Origin of the sequence: Amycolatopsis sp. NPDC051372, from assembly GCF_040682095.1 — a bacterium.
Lineage (GTDB): Bacteria > Actinomycetota > Actinomycetes > Mycobacteriales > Pseudonocardiaceae > Amycolatopsis.
Genome location: NZ_JBFBAF010000046.1, coordinates 1 through 20,367 on the forward strand (window position 1 = coordinate 1; position 20,367 = coordinate 20,367).

The following is a 20,367-nucleotide window of genomic DNA, read 5'->3' on the forward strand; positions in this document are numbered from 1 at the left end:
TGGTCACACTGGCGCCGACGCCATCAGCACCGAGCCCAGCAAGCCCACTACCAGCGAAGACGAACCATACATCACGAAGTGCGGCTGGAGTACTAAGCCCCAGTTCACGAGTCCGGTAGCCCTGCCGAATCGAGTGGCGACCAAGTCAGCGAGACCGACCTGCACCTCGTCGACCAGTTCCTTTCGGTCGGCTGGGAAGTACTGGTCGGGTCAGGCGCCGAACACGGTCATGGTGCGGTGCGCGAAGAGCCACTCGCCGTCCACGCGCACGACCCGGTCGTCGAACCGGGCGAGTGCGGCGACACGAGGTGTGTTCTGCTTCGGCGGCTCGACCGACGTCACGACGAGGTAGCTCCAGACGCTCGCGGTGTCGGTATCGATCTTGATGATGAGATGGTTCACGGTGTAGTGCCGGTTACCGAGCCGCTCGGGCTCGAAGTCCTTCAGCCACTGGGCAAGCGCCTTACGGCCTTTGGTGACGCCCGCGAAGTTTTCGAGCTCACCGTCGGGAGTGAAAGTGTTGGCGAAGCCCAGCAGGTCGCCGGTGTCGACCGCCTGCCAGTAACGGGCGGCTAGCTCGAGGATGGCGAGCTGATCATCGGTGCTCAATCTGTCGACCATGAGTGACACCTCCCAGCGTCGAGCGCCATCGTGGCAGCCGAGCCGTTGCGTGGCAAAGCGGTCCCGATCACGCCCCTAGCGGGGCTGATCGCCAGGTCAGACCCGGCGTGAGCCACCCGAAAGGCACTATCTCTTCCCGGTCGGATCGTCCGAGTCAGATCGTCTGGGTCATGCTGCCGTCGATGATGATGCCGGACCCCCATCAGTTTGCCGGCGCGGCCGCTGGCCAGGAAAGCCACCAGGTCATCGACCCCATCGGGTCGTGTGAACCGCCCGGTCACGGAGTCCGCCGCCGCCTTCGCCGCGACGTTGCCCGGCGCCGCGCCCACCGCACCGGGGACCGTCTCCGCTACCCGGCCCTCGCCGAGCCTCACATCCGTCGCAACCGGTCAGCAAGCGCTGGGGCTGACTCAGCAGTCAACGTCGCCTGTGACCATTCTTTGCTCCTTGGTGCCGGCTGAGTTTCGCCAACGGACCCATCACGGGCGCGCGCTGTTCCTGGAACAGAGGCACCCCGGGCGTCCGTTCCAGCGCCGGCGCGCGCAGCGGGTGCGTGTGCTCCCGGCGTCACGCGACTTCCGATGCGCCGCAGCCACGCCCGCTTCGCCGGGCAGCAGTGACCACTGCTGCTCATCAGTTCGCCGGGCGCCGGTCACCGTCAGTACTTCGGCTGTGCCAAATGGAGCCGTTGACCGCCGTCACGACGATCGTGGCGAAGTACGGGATCACCGCCCTCGCCTGATGCTCTTACTGGGGCAAGGGCGTTGGAGCGTCGCGTCCGAGCCGATGCGCACACTCATCGCCGGCGAGGACCGGCTGGGAGAACCGCTCGGCATAGGACACGCTCTGGACTGGCCGAAACCGCACTCCTCCGACCGCCGCACCGAGGCGAGGTTTCCGGTCACCCTCGCGCGCGACCGTGAGCTCTGGACCGACCAGCGGTGCGTCGTGTGCATTTTCCCGACGACCTCAACCAGGTCATCGGGAGCTGCGGGCGATGGGCGGCGCACCGAAGTTTGATCCGTCGCAGACTCTGCCCAGAGTCCCGTATGCGGACTTCGCGCGCAGCATCGGGCTCGGCGGAATCGCCGTCGACGACCCCGAGTGACTCGGCCATCCCTGGGCCCCGGCGCTGGACGCTGACGTACCGACCCTCCTCGACGTACGCTGCGACCCGGAGGTTCCGCCGATTCCCCGCACGCGACGTTCGAGCAGTCCACTTCCATGACCGAGGCAGTGCTCAAGGGCGACCCCGCCGCGTGGCACCTGGTCGCCCGAAGCCTCAAGACGAAGGTCCAGGAGCTGCTGCCGTCGAGAAACTGAGAGGAGTCCCTGTGGACACCATTGGCCTGCGCCCGCTGACCACCACAACCGGGCCGTTTGTGTCCGTGCACTTCGACGAATCGCACGACACCGCGGACGCCGCGAAGCAGCTTCGGCTGCGGCTCAGGGAGATCGAGGCCGCGCTGACCGAGCAGGGCGCCGACGCACCGAGCGTGGCGGCGATCCTGCGCATTGTCGAGGCCGGCACACCCCCGGTCGGCAGGGCCGGGCGGAGCGTGATCGCCGCGCACGGTGAGGTCGTCGCCGACCGCCGGCTCCCGGCCCCGCCCGCCACCCAGGAAGCCAGGTACTCGGATCTGCCGTACTTCCTGCCTGTGATCACGCACAGCGCGGACGCGCCCGAACACCTCGTAGTACTCGTGGACCGCCTCGGCGCGAACGTCGAGGTGCACCACCCCGACGGCACCACGCGCGAGGAAACGGTTCAGGGCCGTGACGAGGAGGTGCACAAGGCGCGCACGGGCGGCGTGGATCATCGAGATCTGCAGAACCGCATCGAGGAGACTGTGCGGCACAACCTCGAGGACGTCGCCGCGCACATCACCAAGACCGTCGAACGCACCGGCGCCCGGCTGGTCGTGCTGGCCGGTGAGGTCCAGTCGCGAGCCGAGCTGCACAACCTGCTGCCGGAAGCGGTCCGCAGGATCACCACCGAGACCGAAGCCGGCGGTCGCGCAGCGGGCGCCGACCGGGCCGAACTCGACGAGCGGATCCACGAACTGATCGCCGGCTGGCACCTCGCCGAGCTGGACGACCTCGCCGAGCGCGTCCGGACCGAACTCGGTCGTGGGTCCGGCCTCGCCGTAGTCGGATTGGAAGGCGTCACCGGCGCGCTGGCCGAGGCGAACGTGGTGACCCTGCTGGTCGGCGACCCGGGTAACGCCGAAGTGCTGACCGGCCCCCAACCCGCGCAGGTCGGGGTGACCGAGTCCTGGCTGGCCGCGCTCGGCGCCACGGACCCCACCCCGCACCGGGCCGACGAGGCCCTGCCGTTCGCGGCGGTGGCCGTGGGGGCCGACGTGGTGGTGATGGACGAGCGGATCGACCTCCCCGACGGGTTCGCCGCTCTACTCCGCCACTCGTGAGCACCGGGCGGGGCGAGCACGCGCCTGTCTTGTCTCAGGTCCTCACAAACTGAACGGGACGTTGAGTCCGCCATGGTGTTAGCTCCTTCAGGTCGGCTTCGAGAGAGTCCGACACGCGGTTTCGCAGATCGCGGCGGGTCCGGAGAAGGGAAGTGCGGAATGCTGATCCAGATGAGCACCGACAGCAACTTGCGCGGCGATGAGGAATTGATCGAGCGCCTCGAAGCCGAGCTCAAATCGAAGCTGGCGCGGTTCAGCGACCACCTGACAACGCTGGACGTCCACCTGAGCGACGAAATGGGCAGGGGCACCGACGGTGAAGACCTGCGATGCGTGATCGAAGCAACCCCTGCCGGGCGGAAGCCGGTTGCTGTCACGAACTACGCGGGCTCGGTGGCCGAGGCGTTCAACGGCGCCGTGCACAAACTCGAGCGGGTCCTCGAAACGCTGTTCGGCCGCGCCGGCCACCACAAGGGAGGCGAGACCATCCGGCACATGAAAGAAGACGGAACCAGCTGAGCGGATCGCCGGGCCACGGGTAAGCGGCTCCGGTCGAGGGGCTGGGCGGATGAGCCTGCACCTGGCCGGGGGGCCGGTTCCGGTTGGTCGCGCGCTGGGTGGTCTATCGCTACAACTCACTCGTGAGTAGGCGCTGGGAGCCGGAGGTGGCCTTCACGAGCATCCGTCGGCCTCGGCCGGGCGGGATGACGGAGTTGATCCCCGATCGCCGCCCGATGGAGGGCAGGCAGCACCTCCTCCCGCAACTCGATGACCAGGGCTGGCTCGGGCGGCACGACGTACTGCAACGGGTTGGTGAAGATCGCAGCTCCATCAGTATCAGCTAAAACTGTGATGTCGGACGATACGTCGATTTCCTGGGCTGCGCCGTCCCTGATCCGCCGCACTGCGGCAGCAGCAGTTCGGACTGTCGTGAGCATGGCACCGGCTCCCGAAGCGGTTTCGATCTCGGCATCGAAATCGTTCCAGCCGTCAAAGGCCGGCTTGACGGCGCGCAGACGGATCGGGACGTCGAGAACTGGACCTCCCGTCCACCGCTGGCGGCCTCAACCATGACCGCTCGTCCGGTCACGCGGACACGCACCGTCATTGCTGCTGGCTTGAACGGTAACCCAGACGGCCCATTTCGCCGTGTTTATGCAGGTGGGGGCATCCTGCTGTCGATCGGTTCGCTCGACGCGACACTCCCGCCCTGCCTGGGTCAGCGGGCGCGGACCCACGCTGCAAGTCGAGCAGTCCGGAACTTGACGAGCCATGGGTGCGCAGCAGCGCCGAAAGGGTCCGGCGAACCGGGAGCACGGGTGTGCTCGGGTGCGACCCGGCGGGCACCCTGTAGCGGCAGGTAGGCATCCTCGTGGCCCCCGAGGGAGAGCTGCGCGCTCGCCAGCTCGATGCAGTAGTGAGAGCGGCGTCCCGCCGGCAGCGTTGCCGGCGGGTGCCAGGCCGCAGCCTGCTCGATGCCGAGCGGATCCCGCAGCTCCGCGGCAACGGCGAGCTCGTGAATACGCACCGAGGCAGGTCCGAATGCGGTGTCGTAATACACGCCCTCCGGCACACCGGCTGCGGCGCGGCAGGCGTCTCGCAGGTGCTCCGCGACGCCGGCTCTTCCCTCATCGAGGGCCTTGAGTAGTCACCCGACTTTCTAGCTTGAAGACGAGTGCCTCGACGGCCAGGGCGTAGCCGTGCCAGCCCGCGCCGGCCAGGTACACGGCGGCCGAAGAGGCGAAGATGTCGTTGCGCTCCTTGCCGTCGAGGGCGTGCCACTGAGAGATGTGCACGACGGCGAACGGGCGATCGGTGTCCCGGATGGCGTCGAGGAGCGAGTAGGCCACCGGGGTGAGCCCGGCCGGGTTGATCACGATCGCGTCGACCGCGTCGCGGTGGGCGTGCACCCAGTCCACCATCGCGCCTTCGTGGTTCGACTGGTAGTGAACGGCCGTGGCGCCCCATCGCGCCGCGGTCCGGTCGACGTCGGCGGTGATTTCGGCGAGCGTAGTGGTCCCGTACTTTTCCGGGCGGCGCTCCCCCAGCAGGTTGAGGTTCGGACCGTGGAGGACGGCGAGGTGCATCAGCGTCCCGTCTCAGCGATAGGTGGGCAGGATCGAAGTCGGCATCGGGCCCTTGTTGCGCCGACCGGAATTCGTTTCCTCCCAGGCGTGCGCGAGGATGCCCACGCTGCGGCTCAACACGAACAGGCCCCGCGCGAGCTCCGGCGGGAATCCGAGCTCGGCGTAGATCACCGCGGTGGCTCCGTCGATGTTCATCGGCACGGGCTCGCGTCGCCCTCGGTTCAGCTCCGTCTCGACCGCCCGAGCAGCCGCCACGTGCCTGCCCTCGACGATTCCCGCCGACACCGCCTCGTCAACGAGGCCGAGCAGCGGATCACGCCGGGGATCGACCGGGTGGAAACGGTGACCGAACCCGGGCAGGTACGGGTCGCGCGCACGGTACTCGGCGACCACTTCCGCCGTCGCAGCGTCGAGAGCCGCTCCTGCCGACTCCCGCGCCACGATGTCGGACAGCAGTTCCACGCACTGCTGTCCGGCGCCACCGTGGGAGTCGCCGAGGGCGTTGACGCCGGACGCGATGGCGTTGTTCATGCCGACGCCGCACGTGGCCGTCATCCTGGCGATGGCGATGGAAGGTGCCTGCGGGCCGTGGTCGACCGAGGCGACCATCGCCGCCTCCAGCAGCGCGGCCTCGGCGGTGGTCGGGCTGCTGCCGCGGACCATCAGCCAGATCGTGGACACCAGACCGCGGTGGCCGATCAGCTCCTGCACCGGGATCCCCCGGAGCTCGACCACGCCGGGCTCCATCCGGCAGATGCTGTTGGCCCACCAGTCGGCAACACCCCGTTGGCCACAGCGCTGGGACTGCGGACCGATCCCGACGCTCGGGTCCTCGACCGGCACCGGAATCCGATCCCGCGCCTCTACGCCCGCGGCAACGACGCGGACTCGGTCATGGCGTCGGAATACCCCGGCGCGGGTTGCCAGGTGGGCGCGGGCCTGATCTTCGGCTATCTCGCCGCCCGCCATGCCGCGAGGTAGCCGCCCTTCACCGACGACCTGGTGCCGGGCGGAGTCACGCACGCGGCCGCGCGGGCCCGGTCGACTCCCGGATCTTCAAGTGCGAAGGGAGCGAGAACCGGGGCGCGCGCACGGTGGCTTCCGGCTGTGTCACCAGGATCTCCACGGCCTTGCGGCCGGCCTCGTCGAGGGGGCCGGTGAGCGTGGTGAGCGGCGGAGCGCAGAAGTCGGCGCCGAAGATGTCGTCGAAGCCAACCACGCTGATGTCGCCGGGCACGGCGAGGCCACGGTCGCTGAACCGCCGCAAGGCCCCGATCGCGAGCAGGTCGTTGTGGGCGATCACCGCGGTGGCGGCGGTTCCGATGGCCGCGTCGGCGGCGGCCGGCCCACCCGCCATCGACGGCGGGAACGGGCCGAGGCGCGTCGCCGCGATGCCGAGCGACTTCGCGGTGTCGCGGATGACGGCCCAGCGCTGGGCCCCGGACCACGATTCCCGCGGCCCGCTCAGGAACACGAGCGCGCGGTGCCCGAGCGAGTGCAGGTGCTCGACGATCTGCCGCGGGCCGTCGACGTGGTCGGTGACGACGCTCGTGACGTCCTCGGCCTGACGGTTGATCAGCACCAGCGGTTTCGTGGCCGCGTAGGCGCGCAACTCCGCCGGCGGCAGCCGGCTGGCGGCGAGGATCAGCCCGTCGACGGATGCGTGGATCCGGTCCACCACCGTCCGTTCGGTCTGCGGCGACTGCTGCGTATCGCCCAGCAGCAACGTGAACCCCGCCGTCGAGGCCTGCCGTTCCGCCCCGCGCACCAGGGCGAAGAAGTGCGGGTTGGTGATGTCGGAGACGACCAGCCCGAGCGTCGAGGTCCGGCCTGACTCCAACGCCCGGGCCACGGGGTTCGGGCGCTACCCGAGTTCGGCCGCGACCCGCAGCACGTGTTCGCACGTAGCGGCGTTCACGCGCCCGGGTTTGGTGAACGCCCGCGACACCGTCGAGGGCGCGACCCCGGCGACGCGGGCGACGTCGGTCAACGTCGCCGGGCGGGGACGGCTCCCGACGCCGGTGGGCTCGGTCGGCTCGCGCACGGTCATCGGAAGGGCTCCTGTCTGTTCCAGGCGCCACCGTAGCCAGGGTTGGCAAATCTGGCAAACGCTTGCCGTCGTCGGGTGGGCCTCCTACGTTCCAGGCAACGGACCGCGGAAACCGTGCAGGACAACCGAAGCACCCACAGAGAGGAGCCCCGCGATGGTCGACGATGCCCCGGGGGCCACTGCACCCCCGCTGTTCGAGCGCACCCCGAAAAAGGCCGCGATCGCCGCCTGGATCGGCAGCGCGCTGGAGTACTACGACTTCTTCGTCTACGCCTCTGCCGCCGCCCTCATCTTTCCCAAAGTGTTCTTCCCCCAGGGCAACGCGACCGCCGCGGTGCTGGCATCACTGGCGACCTTCGGCGTCGGTTACCTCGCCCGGCCCGTCGGCTCGTTCTTCATGGGGCACCTCGGCGATCGTCTGGGGCGCAAGAAGGTGATGGTCGCGAGTCTGCTGCTGATGGGGACCTCGACGTTCCTCGTCGGCTGCTTGCCCGGTTACGGACAGATCGGCGTCGCCGCACCCGCGCTGCTGGTGCTGCTCCGGCTGCTGCAGGGTTTCTCGGCGTCCGGCGAGCAGGCCGGCGCGAACTCCATGTCCTTCGAGCACGCGCCCGACCACCGCCGCGCCTTCGTCACCAGCTGGACGCTCGGCGGCTCCCAGGCCGGCCAGGTCGTGGCGAGTGCGGTGTTCATCCCGCTGGCCGCGGGCCTCGACGATGCCGCGCTGTACTCCTGGGGCTGGCGCATCCCGTTCCTCGTGTCCGCCGTGATGGTCGTGCTGGGCTTCCTGATCCGGCGACGGCTCGACGAAACCCCGTTGTTCACAGAAGAAGTCGAACGCGGCGACGTGCGCCAGCTGCCGGTGGCCGAACTGTTCCGCCACCACAGCCGGCAGGTCGTGCGGGTGTTCTTCGCCGCTCTCATCGCCAACATCGGCACCATCTTCGCAGTCTTCGCGCTCACGTTCGCCACGGACGACGTGTACGGGATCGGCATGTCGAAGACCGTCCTGCTGTGGGTCACCGCGGGCGGCAACGCACTCGCCGTCGTCACCGTGCCGCTACTCGCGCTGGTGTCGGACCGTCACGGTCGCAAGCCGATGTTCGTCGGCGGCATCGCGGGCTGCGCGGTGCTGACGGCGGCGTTCCTGTGGTCGATCTCCACGGCCGATGTCGCCATGGTCGCCGTGACCGGCGTCCTCCTGCTCGGCGTTGCCTTCTCCGCAACACTCGCGGTGTGGCCGGCGACTTACGCCGAGATGTTCCCCACCGGCGTCCGGCTGTCGGGCATGGCGATCGGCACCCAGTTCGGCTTCGCGACCGCCGGTCTGACGCCCCTGATCACCGCGAGCGTCGCCGGGCACTCACCCTCCGGGTGGATACCCGTGTCGATCTACACCTGTGTGATCTGCCTGGTGTCGGCGATCGCGGTGCTCGTGGGCAAGGAGACCTACCGGATCCCGACCGCGCAGCTCGGCGCGCGTCGCACAACAGCCACGGCCGTCCCGGCCGAGCGGTGATGGGTACAGAAGGAGTGCACGTGGAGAAGGTCGCGATCGTGACCGGCGCCGGCGGCGGCCTGGGGTCGGTGATCGCTCGGGAACTGGCAGCCGATGGGTACCGGCTCGTGCTGGCTGACCGCGACGGGGCCGCCGCGGAAGCTGCCGCGACTGCTGTCGGGGGATCACCCGTGGTGGTGCCCGCGGATCTCACCGACGCCGGTGAGGTCCAGCGGCTCGTCGACGAGGTGGCGCAGCGGTTCGGCCGCCTCGACGTGGTGGTCAACAGTGCCGGGATAGAACGCGCGCATCCGCTCGAGACCACTCCCGAACCGGACTGGGACGCGACGATGGCCGTCAACGTCAAAGGCCCGATGCTGCTCTGCCGGGCCGCGGTGCCGCTCTGGCGTGCGCAGGGATCCGGCAGCGTCGTGAACATCAGCTCCCGCGCGTGGCACGGCGGTTCGGCCAACACGTCGTACGCGAGTTCGAAAGCCGCGCTGGTGGGCTTGACGGTGTCGATGGCCGTCGAGCTCGGCCCGCTCGGTGTGCGGGCGAACGCGGTCGCGCCCAGTTTCGTGCGCACGCCCTTCAACCAGCAGCGCACCGACATCGTCGACCTGGACCGGATGATCGAGCGCTACAAGGCGTTCACGCCGTTGCGCAGGCTCATCGAGCCGATCGACGTCGCGAACGCCGTGGTGTTCCTGGCGTCGGACCGCGCACGCAACATCACCGGCGAGGTACTCCACGTCTGCGCGGGCGCGCAGTTGCCGCCGATCCCCTGATGCAACCGAAGGAGAACCCCGTGCACGTGCTCGTGCTCCAAGGCCCGAACCTCAACCGGCTCGGCAAGAGAGACCCCCGCTTCTACGGCACCCACCCGCTCACCGAGGTGACCTCCCGGATCGACACCCGAGCCGGCGAGCTCGACGTGAAGGTCGACCACGTCCAAGCCAACTGCGAGGGCCGGCTCATCGACTGGCTGCAGGAACGCCAAGACGACGCCGACGCGATCATCTGCAACCCCGCCGGGCTCACGAATTACGGCCTGTCCTTGCGCGACGCCCTTTCCGACTCCGGACTGGACCTCGCGATCGTGCACCTGTCCAACCCGCTCGGACGCGAACCCTGGCGACGCGAAGACGTCTTCGCCGAAATCGCCGACCTCTACCTCGCCGGCGCCGGCTGGCACGGCTACGTCATGGCACTCGACGGCCTCCACGCACGCGCGGCGGACCGGACGTGAGCCTCGCACTGGTGGCGAGTCACGTCACGCTCTCGGGCGCCGGCTTCACCGAACCGGCCCGCTTCTCCCTGGCCGATCGCTGTGCTGCCGCGGCCGGCGCCGGATTCAGCGGAATCGGCTTGAACACCAACGATCTCTCCACGAACTCACCGATGGACCCGATTCGCCGGCACGGACTGGAACTCGTCGAGATCGAGTTCCTGTCCGGCTGGGCACGCGGCACCGACCCGGCCGCGGTCGCCTCGACCGAACAACGCGCCTTCGCCCTCGCCGATCAAGTCGGCGCGCGCTACCTCTCAGCAGGCGAGTACCACCCGGGCCCACTCGATTTCGCTCGCGCCGCCGCGGCCTTGCGCGAACGCTGCGCCCGAGCCGCCGTTCACGGGCTGCGCATCGCCGTGGAGCCCTTCCCGTGGTCGGCTATCCGCGACGTCCCCACCGCGCTGCACCTTCTGGAACTCGCCGACGCACCCAATGCAGGTCTTCTACTGGACACCTGGCACTTCTTCACCGCCGGCGGCCGCGTTGCGGACCTCGCGCGGATCCCGCCGGACCGCATTGTCGCCGTCCAGCTCAACGACGGCCCCGCCACCGTCTCCGGCGACCTGCTCACCGTCTCCCGCAACACCCGGTTGCTCCCCGGAGACGGCGCGTTCGACCTCCGTTCGGCGATCCGCGTCCTCTCCGAGTCCGGATACGACGGCGTCTACACCGCGGAGATCGGCAACCCGGCCTTCCGCGCCTTGCCGGTCGAGGAGGCAGCACACCTGGCGTACGAAAAAGTCCAGCGGCTGTTCACCTGATCATCGGCTCGCGGCACCCGGCGACCCGGGCGATTCGCCTCTACCAGACGACTTCGCCTCCGCTCTCGGCGAGGATCGTGGGCGGCGGCCGTCCGCGGCGGCCAAGCAGACGGCGGCCGCCGCGGTTTCGTGCGGGGTGGCGAAGCGACCGACCGGGATGCTGCGCTGTCGCAGCACACTCTGGCCGCTGCTGCGGCGGTGTAGATGGTCTCAAACTCAATGGGGGTGAGCTTGCCCAGGCCTCGTTGACGGCGTTTGCGGTGGTATTTCGTCTCGATCCAGGTGACGATGGCCAGGCGGAGTTCGGCGCGGGTCGGCCACCGTCGGGTGTCGAGAACGTTCTTTTGCAGCAGGGAAAAGAACGATTCCATGGCGGCGTTGTCGCCGCAGGCGCCGACCCGGCCCATCGATCCGGTCAGCCTGTGGGCGCGCAGCAGGCGCCGGTAGCTTGTGGATCGGAACTGGGCGCCCCGGTCGGAGTGCACGATGACGCCGCGCGGTTACGGAGTGCGATCGCGTTGCGCAGCGCGGCCACCGCGAGTGACGATCTCATGTGGGAGCCGATCGAGTACCGGACGATCTTGTTGGAGTAGCAGTCCTTGACCGCACACAGATACAGCTGCCCTCGCCGGTGGGGTGTTCGGTGATGTCGGTCAGCCACGTCACGTTCGGCGCGCCGGCCGCGGCTAGGTCACGGACGAGCGGGAAGGCTATTTTCCCGGCAGATTGCCCTGCGCCAGATAGGCGGCCGCCTTGCGCAGCACCTCGTTCTCTTGCTCCAGCAACCGGTTACGCTTGCGCAGTTCCCGCGGCTCAGCGGACTCACCCCGGGTCACCCCGAGGCAGCTGACGAAGCCGACGATTCGGCTACGCCAGGTGGCTCAGCACGTCGGCCTCAAGGAGAGGGACCATGCCAAGCGGCGTACGGTGGACGACAAGATTATTTCTCCATCAGGCAAAGGTATGGACCTGAATTCGGCAAAGTAATCCTTGACATCGACGATGGTGATCCCCAGCAATCGGTAGTCGACGTTCACCCGCGCGGTGTCCCCCGTCGGCGACGGCGACCTCGAGCGTGTTCGCGCCCGCGTTCAACGTGACCGGCACGGTCACCACCACCCAGTCGTCCCAACTGGCCAGGCTGGGCACGGACAGCTACTGGAGCGTGCCGTTGACGCTGATGTGGATCGTCTGCGGGCTGCCGCTGCCGTTGCCGTACCGAACGGCCAGCGTCGCCGGGCCGGCCGGTGCGTTCCGGGCCGGGATGACGTCGGTGCCCAGCGCCGCCTGGACTGTGGCTACGGTGATGTCAGCGGGTGATCAGGGGGCGGCCGAGGGGAAGGCCGCAGCCGCCGGTGGCGATGAACATGAGGTCGGCGTAGAGATAGACCGTAACCGCGACGAAGGCGAAGACAAAGGCACCGCCGACGCGGATGAGGCTGGTGGCTCCGCTCATGGTGCCGGCGAGCAGCAGGGCGAGCGCGACGTCGACCAGGCCCAGTTGGAGGGTGAGACTGGACGGCAGGCGGAGGGTCACGAGGGTGACCACGACGATGGTGATCAACCAGCACCACAGCCAGGCGACCTGGGCGTCGGTGGCCGAAACCGCTGAGGTGCCGAACCAATCGTGGGACAGGCCCAGCACGAGGGCCGCGTAGCTGGCGTAGAAGCCGAAGAACACGCCGAACAGGCTGGCAGAGGCGTTCTGACCGAGGGCCGCGGCCCAGACCGTGGTGATCAACAGTCCCACGGCGGTACAGGTGCTGAGGATGGCGAGCGTGGCGCCGGCGGCGCCGCCAGGCAGCGCGCCGATGTTGACCAGGCCGAGGCCGATGGCGCCGGCGATGACCGTGGGCACGCCCACGACTCCCGGGCTACCGCCAGCGGATTTTTCGTCGGTGCCGAGGGGTTCCGGCTCCGAGATGTTGTTGGTTGCACCGTTGCTCAGGTCTGGTTCGTGGCCGGAGATGACGGTCATCGCGGCGCCCCCTCGTGTTGCGGATCGGATCGGTGGGCGGCGTCGATCAGGTCGGCGTGGTGGCGCTGCTCCACGGCGGGATGAGCGGACAGCCGCATCTTCAGGATGTTCTCGCCGTAGGCGGCGAAATCGGGTTGGTGGCGCGACACTCGCCCCACTTGGCACCTCCGCTGCAAGGTGGTCGGGCAGAGCGATCGAGGACAGATCCGCTCCGAGGCGCGGGTTGACAGGCAGCCTGGCGACCCGGTGCACCCTGGCTTTGAGATAGCACCAGGCGAGCGAGCGTGCACGCTGCATCGTCCGACGGGGGTGGGCGTCACCGTTGTGCACGGTTGTACTGCACCGGCGTCCGGACCGTGCCCCCGAGCTCGGTCGCGGCTCGACGCGCCCAGTACGGGTCGCGCAGCAGCTCGCGGGCCAGGAGAACCGCATCAGCCTTGCCCGAGGTGATGATCTCCTGTGCCTGCGCAGGCTTGGTGATCAATCCGACGGCAGCCACCGGCATCCCGGCCTCGGTGCGGACCCGCTCGGCGAACGGCACCTGGTAACCAGGACCCGGGATAATCTTCGCATCGGCCACGTTGGCGCCGGTGGAGACGTCCATCAGGTCCACGCCGTGCGCCTGCAGCTCGTTGGCGAAGCGGACGGTGTCGTCGGCTGTCCAGCCCTCGCGGTCGTCGTCGGGGTTCTCGGCGAGCCAGTCGGTCGCGGAGATACGGAAGAACACTGGCAGGTCCTCCGGCCACACCTTCCGAACCGCGTCGACGACCTCCAAGGCGAACCGCGTCCGGCCCTCGAACGAACCACCGTACTCATCGGTGCGATGGTTGCTGTGGGGCGACAGGAACTGGTGGATCAGATAGCCGTGCGCACCTTGGATCTCGGCGACCTCGAACCCGGCTTCCCGGGCACGTTCCGCGGCCGCCGCGAACTCCTGGACGATCTCGCCGATTCGCGTCCGGGTCAATGCCTCCGGGACGGACGAGGACTCGCTGAACGGGATCGCACTGGGACCGACCGGCGTCCAGCCGTGCGGTTCGTCCGGTGCGAGTCGGCGTCCGCCGTCGACCCAGGGGCGCTCCAGGCAAGCCTTGCGGCCGGCGTGCGCCAGCTGGATCCCGGCTACCGTGCCCTGGGACTTCAGGAACGACGTGATACGGCGGAAGGCGTCGACCTGCGTCCGGTTCCAGATGCCCAGGTCGTAGGGGCTGATCCGGCCCTCGGGGCTGACCGCCGTGCCCTCGGTGAGGATCAGACCGGTACCACCCGCGGCGCGCGCGGCGAGGTGGGCGAAGTGCCAGTCCGTCGCGACGCCTGCCTGCTCGCCTTCGGGCGCCGCACTGTACTGGCACATCGCCGACATCCAGATCCGGTTCGGGATCGTCAGCGACCTGAGAGAGTACGGGGTGAAGAGCGTGTTCAACCTCGGCTCCTTTGTGGACTTCAACCTTGGGGTCGGCCCCGAGGCTCTTCCGATTGCGAGATTAGAGATCCAGCGTCAGGTGTGTTGTCTTCGCTCGGGAAACGCAGATCATCATCGTGGTGTTCTCGGCGCGTTCCTCGTCGGTCAGCAGCATGTCGCGGTGCTCGGGGATGCCTTCCAAGACAGTGGTCTCACAGGTGCCGCACACGCCCTCCTCGCACTGGGATATCTGCTGGATACCCGCGTCGCGGAGGGCAGCGAGGATGCTTTGATCGGCGCGTACGGTCCGTCGGATTCCCGATCTCGCACTCCTGACCTCGAACGCCACGTTTTGAGAGGTGTCGATGTCCTCAGCGGCGAATCGTTCAGTCCTCAGAAGAACGTGAGCGGGTGCGGCATCCTCGAGCGCGGACAGCAGACGGGAGGGCCCGCAGGCGTAGACGCAGGTGCCCGGGGACAGCCGCTGAAGCAGCTCCGGGACGTCGAGCCGCCTGGATCGCGACGGATAAATGTCGACGCGATCGCCGTAGCGAGTGAGCTCGGCGGCAAATGCCATATTCTCAACGCTGCGCCCGGCGTAGTGGAGTTCCCATGGGACGCCTTGTGAATGTGCCTCGGCGATCATGGCGCTGATCGGCGTGATCCCGATCCCCCCGGCGACGAAGACAACCGGATCACCGCCCGTGAAACCAAAATGGTTCCGCAGACCGCTGATCCGAAGCGTCGTGCCTTCGACCGCATGGCTGTGCAACCAAGCCGAGCCGCCTCTCGACTCGGGTTCCCGCAGGACGGCGATGCGCAGAAAGTCGGCCTCAGGCGGCCCGCACAGGGAGTACTGGCGAGTCAGTCCGGTCTGCGGAATGCCCACGTCGATGTGAGCGCCTGCATCCCACGGCGGAAGCGCCATCCCTGCCGGTGGCACGAGATCGAGCATGATAACCGCATCGGCTACGAGTCGGCGGCGAACGACGCGCAAGACGAGCGGGAAGGCGCCAGTGCCATCGATTACTGTTTCATTGCTGGACGAGGTGAGCGACACGAGCATCCTTTCACGGCGAGAAGACGATTTACCGATGTCCTCAGCGCGGTGCACAGCGGCCAGGTCGGGAACGGTGCTTACTGCCCAGGGTCACCGTGCGGCGCGCCGGGCCGACCTCGGCGTTGGACTCGGAAGGAAATCGGGCCGGGTGGGCGAGCGGAAGCACCGCTCGCCCACCACGGGTCCTGCGGGGGTGGCGACCGGGCGGCAGTCGGGCCTCAAAACGCGACTCAGGCCACGGCGGGCAGCACGGCCTTGTCGTGATTCTCCTTCGCTGCCTTGCCGAGCAGGCTCATCGAGATGAAGCTGATCACGCACAGGGTGACGGAGTATCCCGCCACGGCCATCCACGAGCCCGTCGCGGTCAGCAGAGCTTGCGCGATGAACGGCGCAAACCCGCCGCCGAGGACAGCTGCGACCTGGTAGCTCAACGAAATCCCCGTGTAGCGCACCTTGACGCTGAAGGTGGCGGCGAGAATCGAAGCGATCGGAGCATACGCAGCGGCGTTGAAGGCGTTGCCGACCATGCGCACGGCGAGGATCGCCGCGAAGGACCCGGTGTTGACGATCAGGTAGGTCGGGAAGGCAAGGACAGCCAACCCGATGAGGCCGACGTAGAAAACCGCTCGGTTGCCGATCCGGTCGGCCACCCGGGCCGCGACGAAGGTCATTCCGGCGTTGACCGCCGAACCCATGATCGTCACCAGGAGCATCGACGACGCCGGCACTCCTGCCTTCGCCGTGGCGTAGGACAGCAGGAATACCTGACCGAGGTAGAAATCCGTGCTCGTCACGATCGTCAGACCGATGGTCAGCGCGACCGAGCGGGGGTACTTGGTCAGCACCTGGAGCAGCGGCGGGCGTTCTGCCCTCTTGCTCTTGGCCGCGAATTCCGGACTTTCGGGCACGCCCGAGCGCACCACGATGGCGATGGCCACCACCACGATGCTGAGCAAGAACGGGATTCGCCAGCCCCAGGAAAGAAGTGCCGGCCGGTCGAGCGTGCCTTGGAGCACGAAGAACATCGCTGCCGAGAGGAGATAGGCGATGGGGACAGCTGCCTGGGTGAACGCGCCGTAGAACGTGCGACGGTGCTGCGGTGCGTGTTCGATGGCCATCAGCGTGGCCCCGCCCCACTCGCCGCCGGCGGCGAAGCCCTGGAGCAGCCGAAGCAGCACCAGAAGCGATGGCGCCCAGATCCCGATCGCCGCGTAGGACGGCAGGATGCCGATCGCGACAGTGGCGCCTCCCATGAGCAGTACCGTCGCCACGAGCATCGGGCGACGTCCGTACTTGTCGCCGAGATGCCCGATGATCACCGCGCCGAGCGGGCGCATGATGAATCCCGCGCCGAAAGCGGCGAACGCGGTGAGCGTGCCCGTCGCCGGATCGCTGCTCGGGAAGAAGACGTGCGAGAAGATCAGGGCGGCGGCCGTGCCGTAGATGAAGAAGTCGTACCATTCTATGGTGGTGCCGAGCATCGCGGCCGCAAGTACCCGCGCGGTGCTCACCTTTCTCTGGGGCAGAGTCGGTTTCTTCGACTCCGCCGAAGCTTCGATCATTACCGTACCTCCGTTGGTGCGGTGAGATTCACTCTGGCGTGAAAAGGATTTCATCCTGCTCCGCGCGCAAACGTCGACTGTCCAGCGCCTCGGCGACGGCCGCGGTTTCGGATCTTTGCGGCGAGGCTTCAGCCGCTGTTCGCGTGGATTTCAAAAGCCCTTCACGGGCGAACAGCTAATTCCGGGCGCTCGAGGCGCCAACCCCACTTTCGGTTCGCGAGAACACATGCGTTGCGGCAAGCCAGTCGGCGGCTGGAACACCGACGGAAAAGATCGGGCTGATTGACCCGAAGCTGAAAATCGCTGCCATCGTCAGATGCGAGCAGAGCTCACGGGAACACATGTTTCGACTCCGCTGACGCAAATAACAACCGCATCTGCGTTCGCGCGGTGGGGCGCGCTCCGCGGTGAAAGCATTTCTTGCCAGTCCCCCCGCGAAACCGTCGACCTGTTCAGGACCGCAGCGACGGACGCGGTGTCGGAATTTCCTGGTTGGTCTCCACCCGATGCCGCAACCATTGTTCACGCAGCCGTTCGAGCTGGTCGTGGGCGTCGAGAGCGTCCCTGCTCTCGGCCACACAGCCGGCCAGTTCCGGGTACTCCAGGCGGCAGACCCACTCGCCACCTTCGGATTCGCGAGTGGACACGTCCATCATGTACGGAATGGACAATGCGCGTTCGATGGCGCCGGCGCCAGAGGTGCGTCCGGCGGCTTGGCTGACCTCAGACACCGGCAGCCACTGCGGGATCGGTCGTCGGCTTCTCGGTGCCGGCACGAAGCCCTTGCGTCGCAGTCAGCCAGTCAGCGCCAGTCGGCAGCACGACCCCGCCGGAGCGCTGCCGATAGAGATCGGGCTCGTTGGCGCCAGGGGGAAGCTCGCCGCTGTCGACAAAGGTGCGCAGAGCTCGCAAGATCCTCCGCCGGACGCGGATGACCATCACGTCGGAGCTGCCAAGATGCTCACCACTGCGATCCAACACCCGTCCCATGCCCTCGGTCATCGCCCGGTCCTCAAGGGGCACGCTGTCAAGGCCCGTGAAGCTGCGCCCACTGCGCTGGGCGTCACGGTCGATTTCGAAATCATTCTCGATCGTACGGGCGGAGCGGAATCGGCCGTGCCAGTCGGTCGTGTTCGGCAAGAGCTTGAGGTTCTCGTAGGTCTCGGCGCCGATCGCGAGATCGCTCGGCACCTCGTCCGCTGTGGCCAGGTAGACCATGGTGTGTTCGTCATCGAGGGGAACCCGGGCGGTGACGGTTTTGGAGCTGCCGAGAAGCCCGGTGGGGATCATGGTGTAGAACGGGAATAAGTAGTGGGCGATGCGCCAGTACGTTTCCTGATCGTTGCCGGCAGGTCGATATGCACCGTAGGAGGAGCCGAATTCGGTGTCGACCACTTTGTACCTCGGAGCCCGGTCCTCCAGCATGTGGCGAAGGAAAGTGCCCTCGGGCGCGGCATCGTTGCCCAGGTGACCGACGTGCAGAAATCCGAAGTGGCTCGTGTCGATGTCGCCCTCAAGCGCCTGGAGCCAGTTGCAATTGATCTGGAAGACGTTGATTGACCGGGTCTCGCTCAACTCCTCGTCGAAGAACTCCAACGCGGGCAACGGCGGCGGCTCCTCCTGCGAGCCAAGGTAGGCCCACACCAGCCCACCCCGCTCGACAACCGGCACCGACCTGGCTCGGACCTTGTCCTTGAAGTTGCTCTCGACCGGCTCGTTCGGCATGTCGAGGCACCGCCCCGAGACATCGAACTTCCACCCGTGGTAGACGCACCTCAGACCGTTCTCCTCGTTGCGCCCGAAGAACAGTGACGCGCCGCGGTGGGGACACTGCGCAGCCAGCATCCCCACCTTTCCGGAGCTGTCACGGAACGCGATGAAGCGTTCGCCCAGCAGGAGAACCCGGGCCGGGTCGCAATCAGGCGCGGGCAACTCGGTGGACACCATGGCGGGCATCCAGTACTCGCGCATCATCGACCCCATCGGCGTTCCGGGCCCGACCTTGGTGAGTAGCTCGTTGTCACTCGAGCTGAGCATCGCTTCTCCTCGACTTTGAGGCGTGCCGCGTACACGGACACACGGGGGCACCGCTGGGCCGGCCCAGTGGCAAGAACTCGAACATCGTTTAGCTTTGACATTTACGCACTTGATCTCGACGCCTGTCAAGCTCGTCTTGTCAGCAGGTCCAGCCCAGGAGTTCGACCGTCCGGGGTGGGCAGGCTGTAGCGTGAAGACCGTGTCGTCAGCGCCCGAGAACCCGCCCGTAAGCCCCGCGAAGGTCGCCCTACCACCTCAGGAGCGAGGACGGGCACGGCATGCTCAGATCGTGCGCGCCGCGGCCCTCTTGATCGACTCGGCACCCTCGTCGGGCCGTCGGCCGTTGACACTCCGTGCGATCGCCGATGCCGCCGACACGCCCGTGGCGTCGATCTACCACTACTTCCCCGACGTGGACTCCATCACCGCCGCCGTGGCCGACCAGTACGGCAATGAGCTGTTCTCGGCTGTCGAAGCAGGACTGTCTCGCCCGACCGAATCTCTGAGAGGGCTGCTGGACACTATTTTCACCATCTACCGCGAGTTCTTCGCGGCGCGGCCCGGCCTGCGCGAGCTGTGGTTCGACCGGAGAGCTTCGGACAAGGTCGTCGGCATCCATCGCGACTTCCGGGCGAACCTGGCCAAGTTACTGCACGCGAGGATGCTCGAGTTCACGACGAAATCGCACGATATCTTGGCTTATCAAATCTGGATCGAAATTACCGGTGTTCTGTGGGAATTGGCTTTCCAGCATGATCCAGGTGGGGATCCACGCGTAGTCACCGAAATTCGCGAAGTCTCCGATCGATTCCTTCGCAGGCGGCTGGGCGTCACGCTTTCGTCGCCCGACGGAGAAGACCGGAAAAATCCCGAGCCCGACTCGAGCCGCGTCAATCGCTCGACCAGCGCGGCCCAGACCGAAGGTCCGGCGCCACACGCCTGGGAGTCGCGACTGCCGCCACAGGCGCGGGGGCGGAAGAACAGGGCGCAAATTCTCTCGGCAGCAACCGAGATCATCGATTCCCAAGGCCCGCACGGCCCCGACCTGAGCGCCCGCGCCATTGCCGAGGCAGCCGGGACGTCACCCGCTTCGATGTACCGCTACTTCAAAGACCTCGATTCTCTGATAGCCGCCGTTGCCGCAGAGTACATGCACGACCTGCTCGCGCTTCTCGACCAGGTGGAGGCAGGATCTGAAGGGCTGGACTACAGCGAGTTGAACAGGCGCACGATGGTGGCGTACCGGGATTTCTTCGCTAGGCGGCGTGGCCTGCGGGAACTCTGGTTCGATCGGCGCGCCTCCGAAAAGGTTCAGGAAGTCCATGCTCATTATCGGCGCGTACTCGCCGAACACAATTACGACGCGATGTCTCGCTACGCAAGCCTGCCAGGAGACCTGTTCAGTCAGATCTTGAACATCGAGGTGACGGGCGCGCTGTGGGACCTGGCCTTTACGCTGGATCCGAAAGGGCACCCGTATGTGGTCGGGGAGATCGAAGAGCTCAACATCGACTTCGTACAGCGGTTCTGCGAGGGTAAGAGCTGACGGCCGCTGGTCGCACAGACCGGATGCAGACGATCAGCGGCACAC

Annotated in this window: 22 protein-coding genes and 2 pseudogenes; 9 read left to right on the top strand and 15 right to left on the bottom strand. The window is 67.4% G+C overall.

Annotated features, from left to right (window positions below; genetic code table 11):
• Positions 1–210: 210 nt before the first annotated feature.
• On the bottom strand, positions 211–621 hold the full coding sequence (locus tag AB0M56_RS44735) for a nuclear transport factor 2 family protein (protein ID WP_364188036.1): 411 nt from the start codon (positions 619–621) through the stop codon (positions 211–213).
• Positions 622–1,521: 900 nt separating this feature from the next.
• Between AB0M56_RS44735 and AB0M56_RS44740 the strand changes: the two are divergent.
• From AB0M56_RS44740 to AB0M56_RS44750, 3 genes and pseudogenes are all read left to right on the top strand, one after another.
• Positions 1,522–1,944: pseudogene (locus AB0M56_RS44740) on the top strand (thiamine pyrophosphate-requiring protein); the annotation flags it as partial.
• Between the two features lie 11 nt (positions 1,945–1,955).
• Positions 1,956–3,050 (top strand): Vms1/Ankzf1 family peptidyl-tRNA hydrolase, encoded by a 1,095-nt coding sequence (locus AB0M56_RS44745; RefSeq protein WP_364188038.1) that lies wholly within the window; start codon positions 1,956–1,958, stop codon positions 3,048–3,050.
• A gap of 159 nt (positions 3,051–3,209) precedes the next feature.
• Positions 3,210–3,569 (top strand): HPF/RaiA family ribosome-associated protein, encoded by a 360-nt coding sequence (locus AB0M56_RS44750; RefSeq protein WP_364188040.1) that lies wholly within the window; start codon positions 3,210–3,212, stop codon positions 3,567–3,569.
• Between the two features lie 700 nt (positions 3,570–4,269).
• On the opposite strand, the gene AB0M56_RS44755 is transcribed toward AB0M56_RS44750, so the two are convergent.
• The 3 genes from AB0M56_RS44755 to AB0M56_RS44765 all read right to left on the bottom strand — a co-directional run bounded on the left by AB0M56_RS44755 (position 4,270) and on the right by AB0M56_RS44765 (position 5,980).
• Positions 4,270–4,611 (bottom strand): hypothetical protein, encoded by a 342-nt coding sequence (locus AB0M56_RS44755; protein WP_364188042.1) that lies wholly within the window; start codon positions 4,609–4,611, stop codon positions 4,270–4,272.
• A 67-nt stretch (positions 4,612–4,678) separates the two neighbouring features.
• Positions 4,679–5,137: a type II 3-dehydroquinate dehydratase gene (locus AB0M56_RS44760; protein ID WP_364188044.1), complete on the bottom strand. Its 459-nt coding sequence runs from the start codon at positions 5,135–5,137 to the stop codon at positions 4,679–4,681.
• 12 nt (positions 5,138–5,149) lie between these two features.
• Positions 5,150–5,980, bottom strand: coding sequence for a citryl-CoA lyase (locus AB0M56_RS44765; protein ID WP_364188047.1), 831 nt, complete (start codon positions 5,978–5,980; stop codon positions 5,150–5,152).
• Here AB0M56_RS44765 and AB0M56_RS44770 point away from each other — a divergent pair.
• Positions 5,924–6,118, top strand: a complete 195-nt coding sequence (locus AB0M56_RS44770) for an FAD-binding protein (RefSeq protein WP_364188049.1) — start codon at positions 5,924–5,926, stop codon at positions 6,116–6,118. The two genes, AB0M56_RS44765 and AB0M56_RS44770, sit on opposite strands and share 57 nt — an antisense overlap.
• A 34-nt stretch (positions 6,119–6,152) precedes the next feature.
• Here AB0M56_RS44770 and AB0M56_RS44775 read toward each other — a convergent pair whose 3' ends face one another.
• Together AB0M56_RS44775 and AB0M56_RS44780 are read right to left on the bottom strand one after the other, a co-directional pair.
• Positions 6,153–6,989: a substrate-binding domain-containing protein gene (locus tag AB0M56_RS44775; RefSeq protein ID WP_364188052.1), complete on the bottom strand. Its 837-nt coding sequence runs from the start codon at positions 6,987–6,989 to the stop codon at positions 6,153–6,155.
• Between the two features lie 12 nt (positions 6,990–7,001).
• Positions 7,002–7,187, bottom strand: coding sequence for a LacI family DNA-binding transcriptional regulator (locus AB0M56_RS44780; protein WP_364188055.1), 186 nt, complete (start codon positions 7,185–7,187; stop codon positions 7,002–7,004).
• Between the two features lie 154 nt (positions 7,188–7,341).
• Here AB0M56_RS44780 and AB0M56_RS44785 point away from each other — a divergent pair, with 154 nt between their 5' ends.
• The 4 genes from AB0M56_RS44785 to AB0M56_RS44800 are packed head-to-tail and all read left to right on the top strand — an operon-like array spanning position 7,342 to position 10,737.
• Positions 7,342–8,706 (top strand): MFS transporter, encoded by a 1,365-nt coding sequence (locus tag AB0M56_RS44785; protein ID WP_364188058.1) that lies wholly within the window; start codon positions 7,342–7,344, stop codon positions 8,704–8,706.
• 20 nt (positions 8,707–8,726) lie between these two features.
• Complete coding sequence (locus AB0M56_RS44790; RefSeq protein ID WP_364188061.1) at positions 8,727–9,473, top strand: SDR family oxidoreductase; 747 nt, start codon at positions 8,727–8,729, stop codon at positions 9,471–9,473.
• Complete coding sequence (locus AB0M56_RS44795) at positions 9,473–9,934, top strand: type II 3-dehydroquinate dehydratase (protein ID WP_364188064.1); 462 nt, start codon at positions 9,473–9,475, stop codon at positions 9,932–9,934. The genes AB0M56_RS44790 and AB0M56_RS44795 overlap by 1 nt, the downstream gene beginning before the upstream one ends.
• Positions 9,931–10,737 (top strand): sugar phosphate isomerase/epimerase, encoded by an 807-nt coding sequence (locus AB0M56_RS44800; RefSeq protein ID WP_364188066.1) that lies wholly within the window; start codon positions 9,931–9,933, stop codon positions 10,735–10,737. The genes AB0M56_RS44795 and AB0M56_RS44800 overlap by 4 nt, the downstream gene beginning before the upstream one ends.
• 197 nt (positions 10,738–10,934) lie before the next feature.
• Here the strand turns inward: AB0M56_RS44800 and AB0M56_RS44805 are convergent.
• From AB0M56_RS44805 to AB0M56_RS44845, 9 genes and pseudogenes are all read right to left on the bottom strand, one after another.
• A pseudogene (locus AB0M56_RS44805) lies at positions 10,935–11,412 on the bottom strand (IS3 family transposase); the annotation flags it as partial.
• Between the two features lie 35 nt (positions 11,413–11,447).
• A complete protein-coding gene (locus AB0M56_RS44810; RefSeq protein WP_364188069.1) occupies positions 11,448–11,573 on the bottom strand; it encodes a hypothetical protein in 126 nt (41 codons plus the stop codon).
• Between the two features lie 473 nt (positions 11,574–12,046).
• Positions 12,047–12,715 (bottom strand): GPR1/FUN34/YaaH family transporter, encoded by a 669-nt coding sequence (locus AB0M56_RS44815; RefSeq protein ID WP_364188072.1) that lies wholly within the window; start codon positions 12,713–12,715, stop codon positions 12,047–12,049.
• On the bottom strand, positions 12,712–12,873 hold the full coding sequence (locus AB0M56_RS44820) for a hypothetical protein (RefSeq protein WP_364188074.1): 162 nt from the start codon (positions 12,871–12,873) through the stop codon (positions 12,712–12,714). The genes AB0M56_RS44815 and AB0M56_RS44820 overlap by 4 nt, the downstream gene beginning before the upstream one ends.
• Before the next feature lie 158 nt (positions 12,874–13,031).
• The gene (locus AB0M56_RS44825) at positions 13,032–14,138 is read right to left on the bottom strand and encodes an NADH:flavin oxidoreductase/NADH oxidase (protein ID WP_364188077.1); all 1,107 of its coding nucleotides are present in this window, start codon (positions 14,136–14,138) and stop codon (positions 13,032–13,034) included.
• A gap of 61 nt (positions 14,139–14,199) precedes the next feature.
• On the bottom strand, positions 14,200–15,177 hold the full coding sequence (locus AB0M56_RS44830; RefSeq protein WP_364188080.1) for a PDR/VanB family oxidoreductase: 978 nt from the start codon (positions 15,175–15,177) through the stop codon (positions 14,200–14,202).
• A gap of 230 nt (positions 15,178–15,407) precedes the next feature.
• Entirely contained in the window at positions 15,408–16,688 is a 1,281-nt protein-coding gene (locus tag AB0M56_RS44835) for an MFS transporter (protein WP_364188083.1), read from the bottom strand.
• A 503-nt stretch (positions 16,689–17,191) separates the two neighbouring features.
• Positions 17,192–17,470, bottom strand: a complete 279-nt coding sequence (locus AB0M56_RS44840) for a hypothetical protein (RefSeq protein ID WP_364188086.1) — start codon at positions 17,468–17,470, stop codon at positions 17,192–17,194.
• Positions 17,463–18,776 (bottom strand): Rieske 2Fe-2S domain-containing protein, encoded by a 1,314-nt coding sequence (locus AB0M56_RS44845; protein ID WP_364188089.1) that lies wholly within the window; start codon positions 18,774–18,776, stop codon positions 17,463–17,465. The genes AB0M56_RS44840 and AB0M56_RS44845 overlap by 8 nt, the downstream gene beginning before the upstream one ends.
• 289 nt (positions 18,777–19,065) lie before the next feature.
• Between AB0M56_RS44845 and AB0M56_RS44850 the strand changes: the two genes are divergently transcribed.
• Complete coding sequence (locus tag AB0M56_RS44850; RefSeq protein ID WP_364188092.1) at positions 19,066–20,322, top strand: TetR/AcrR family transcriptional regulator; 1,257 nt, start codon at positions 19,066–19,068, stop codon at positions 20,320–20,322.
• The last annotated feature ends 45 nt before the right edge of the window (positions 20,323–20,367 follow it).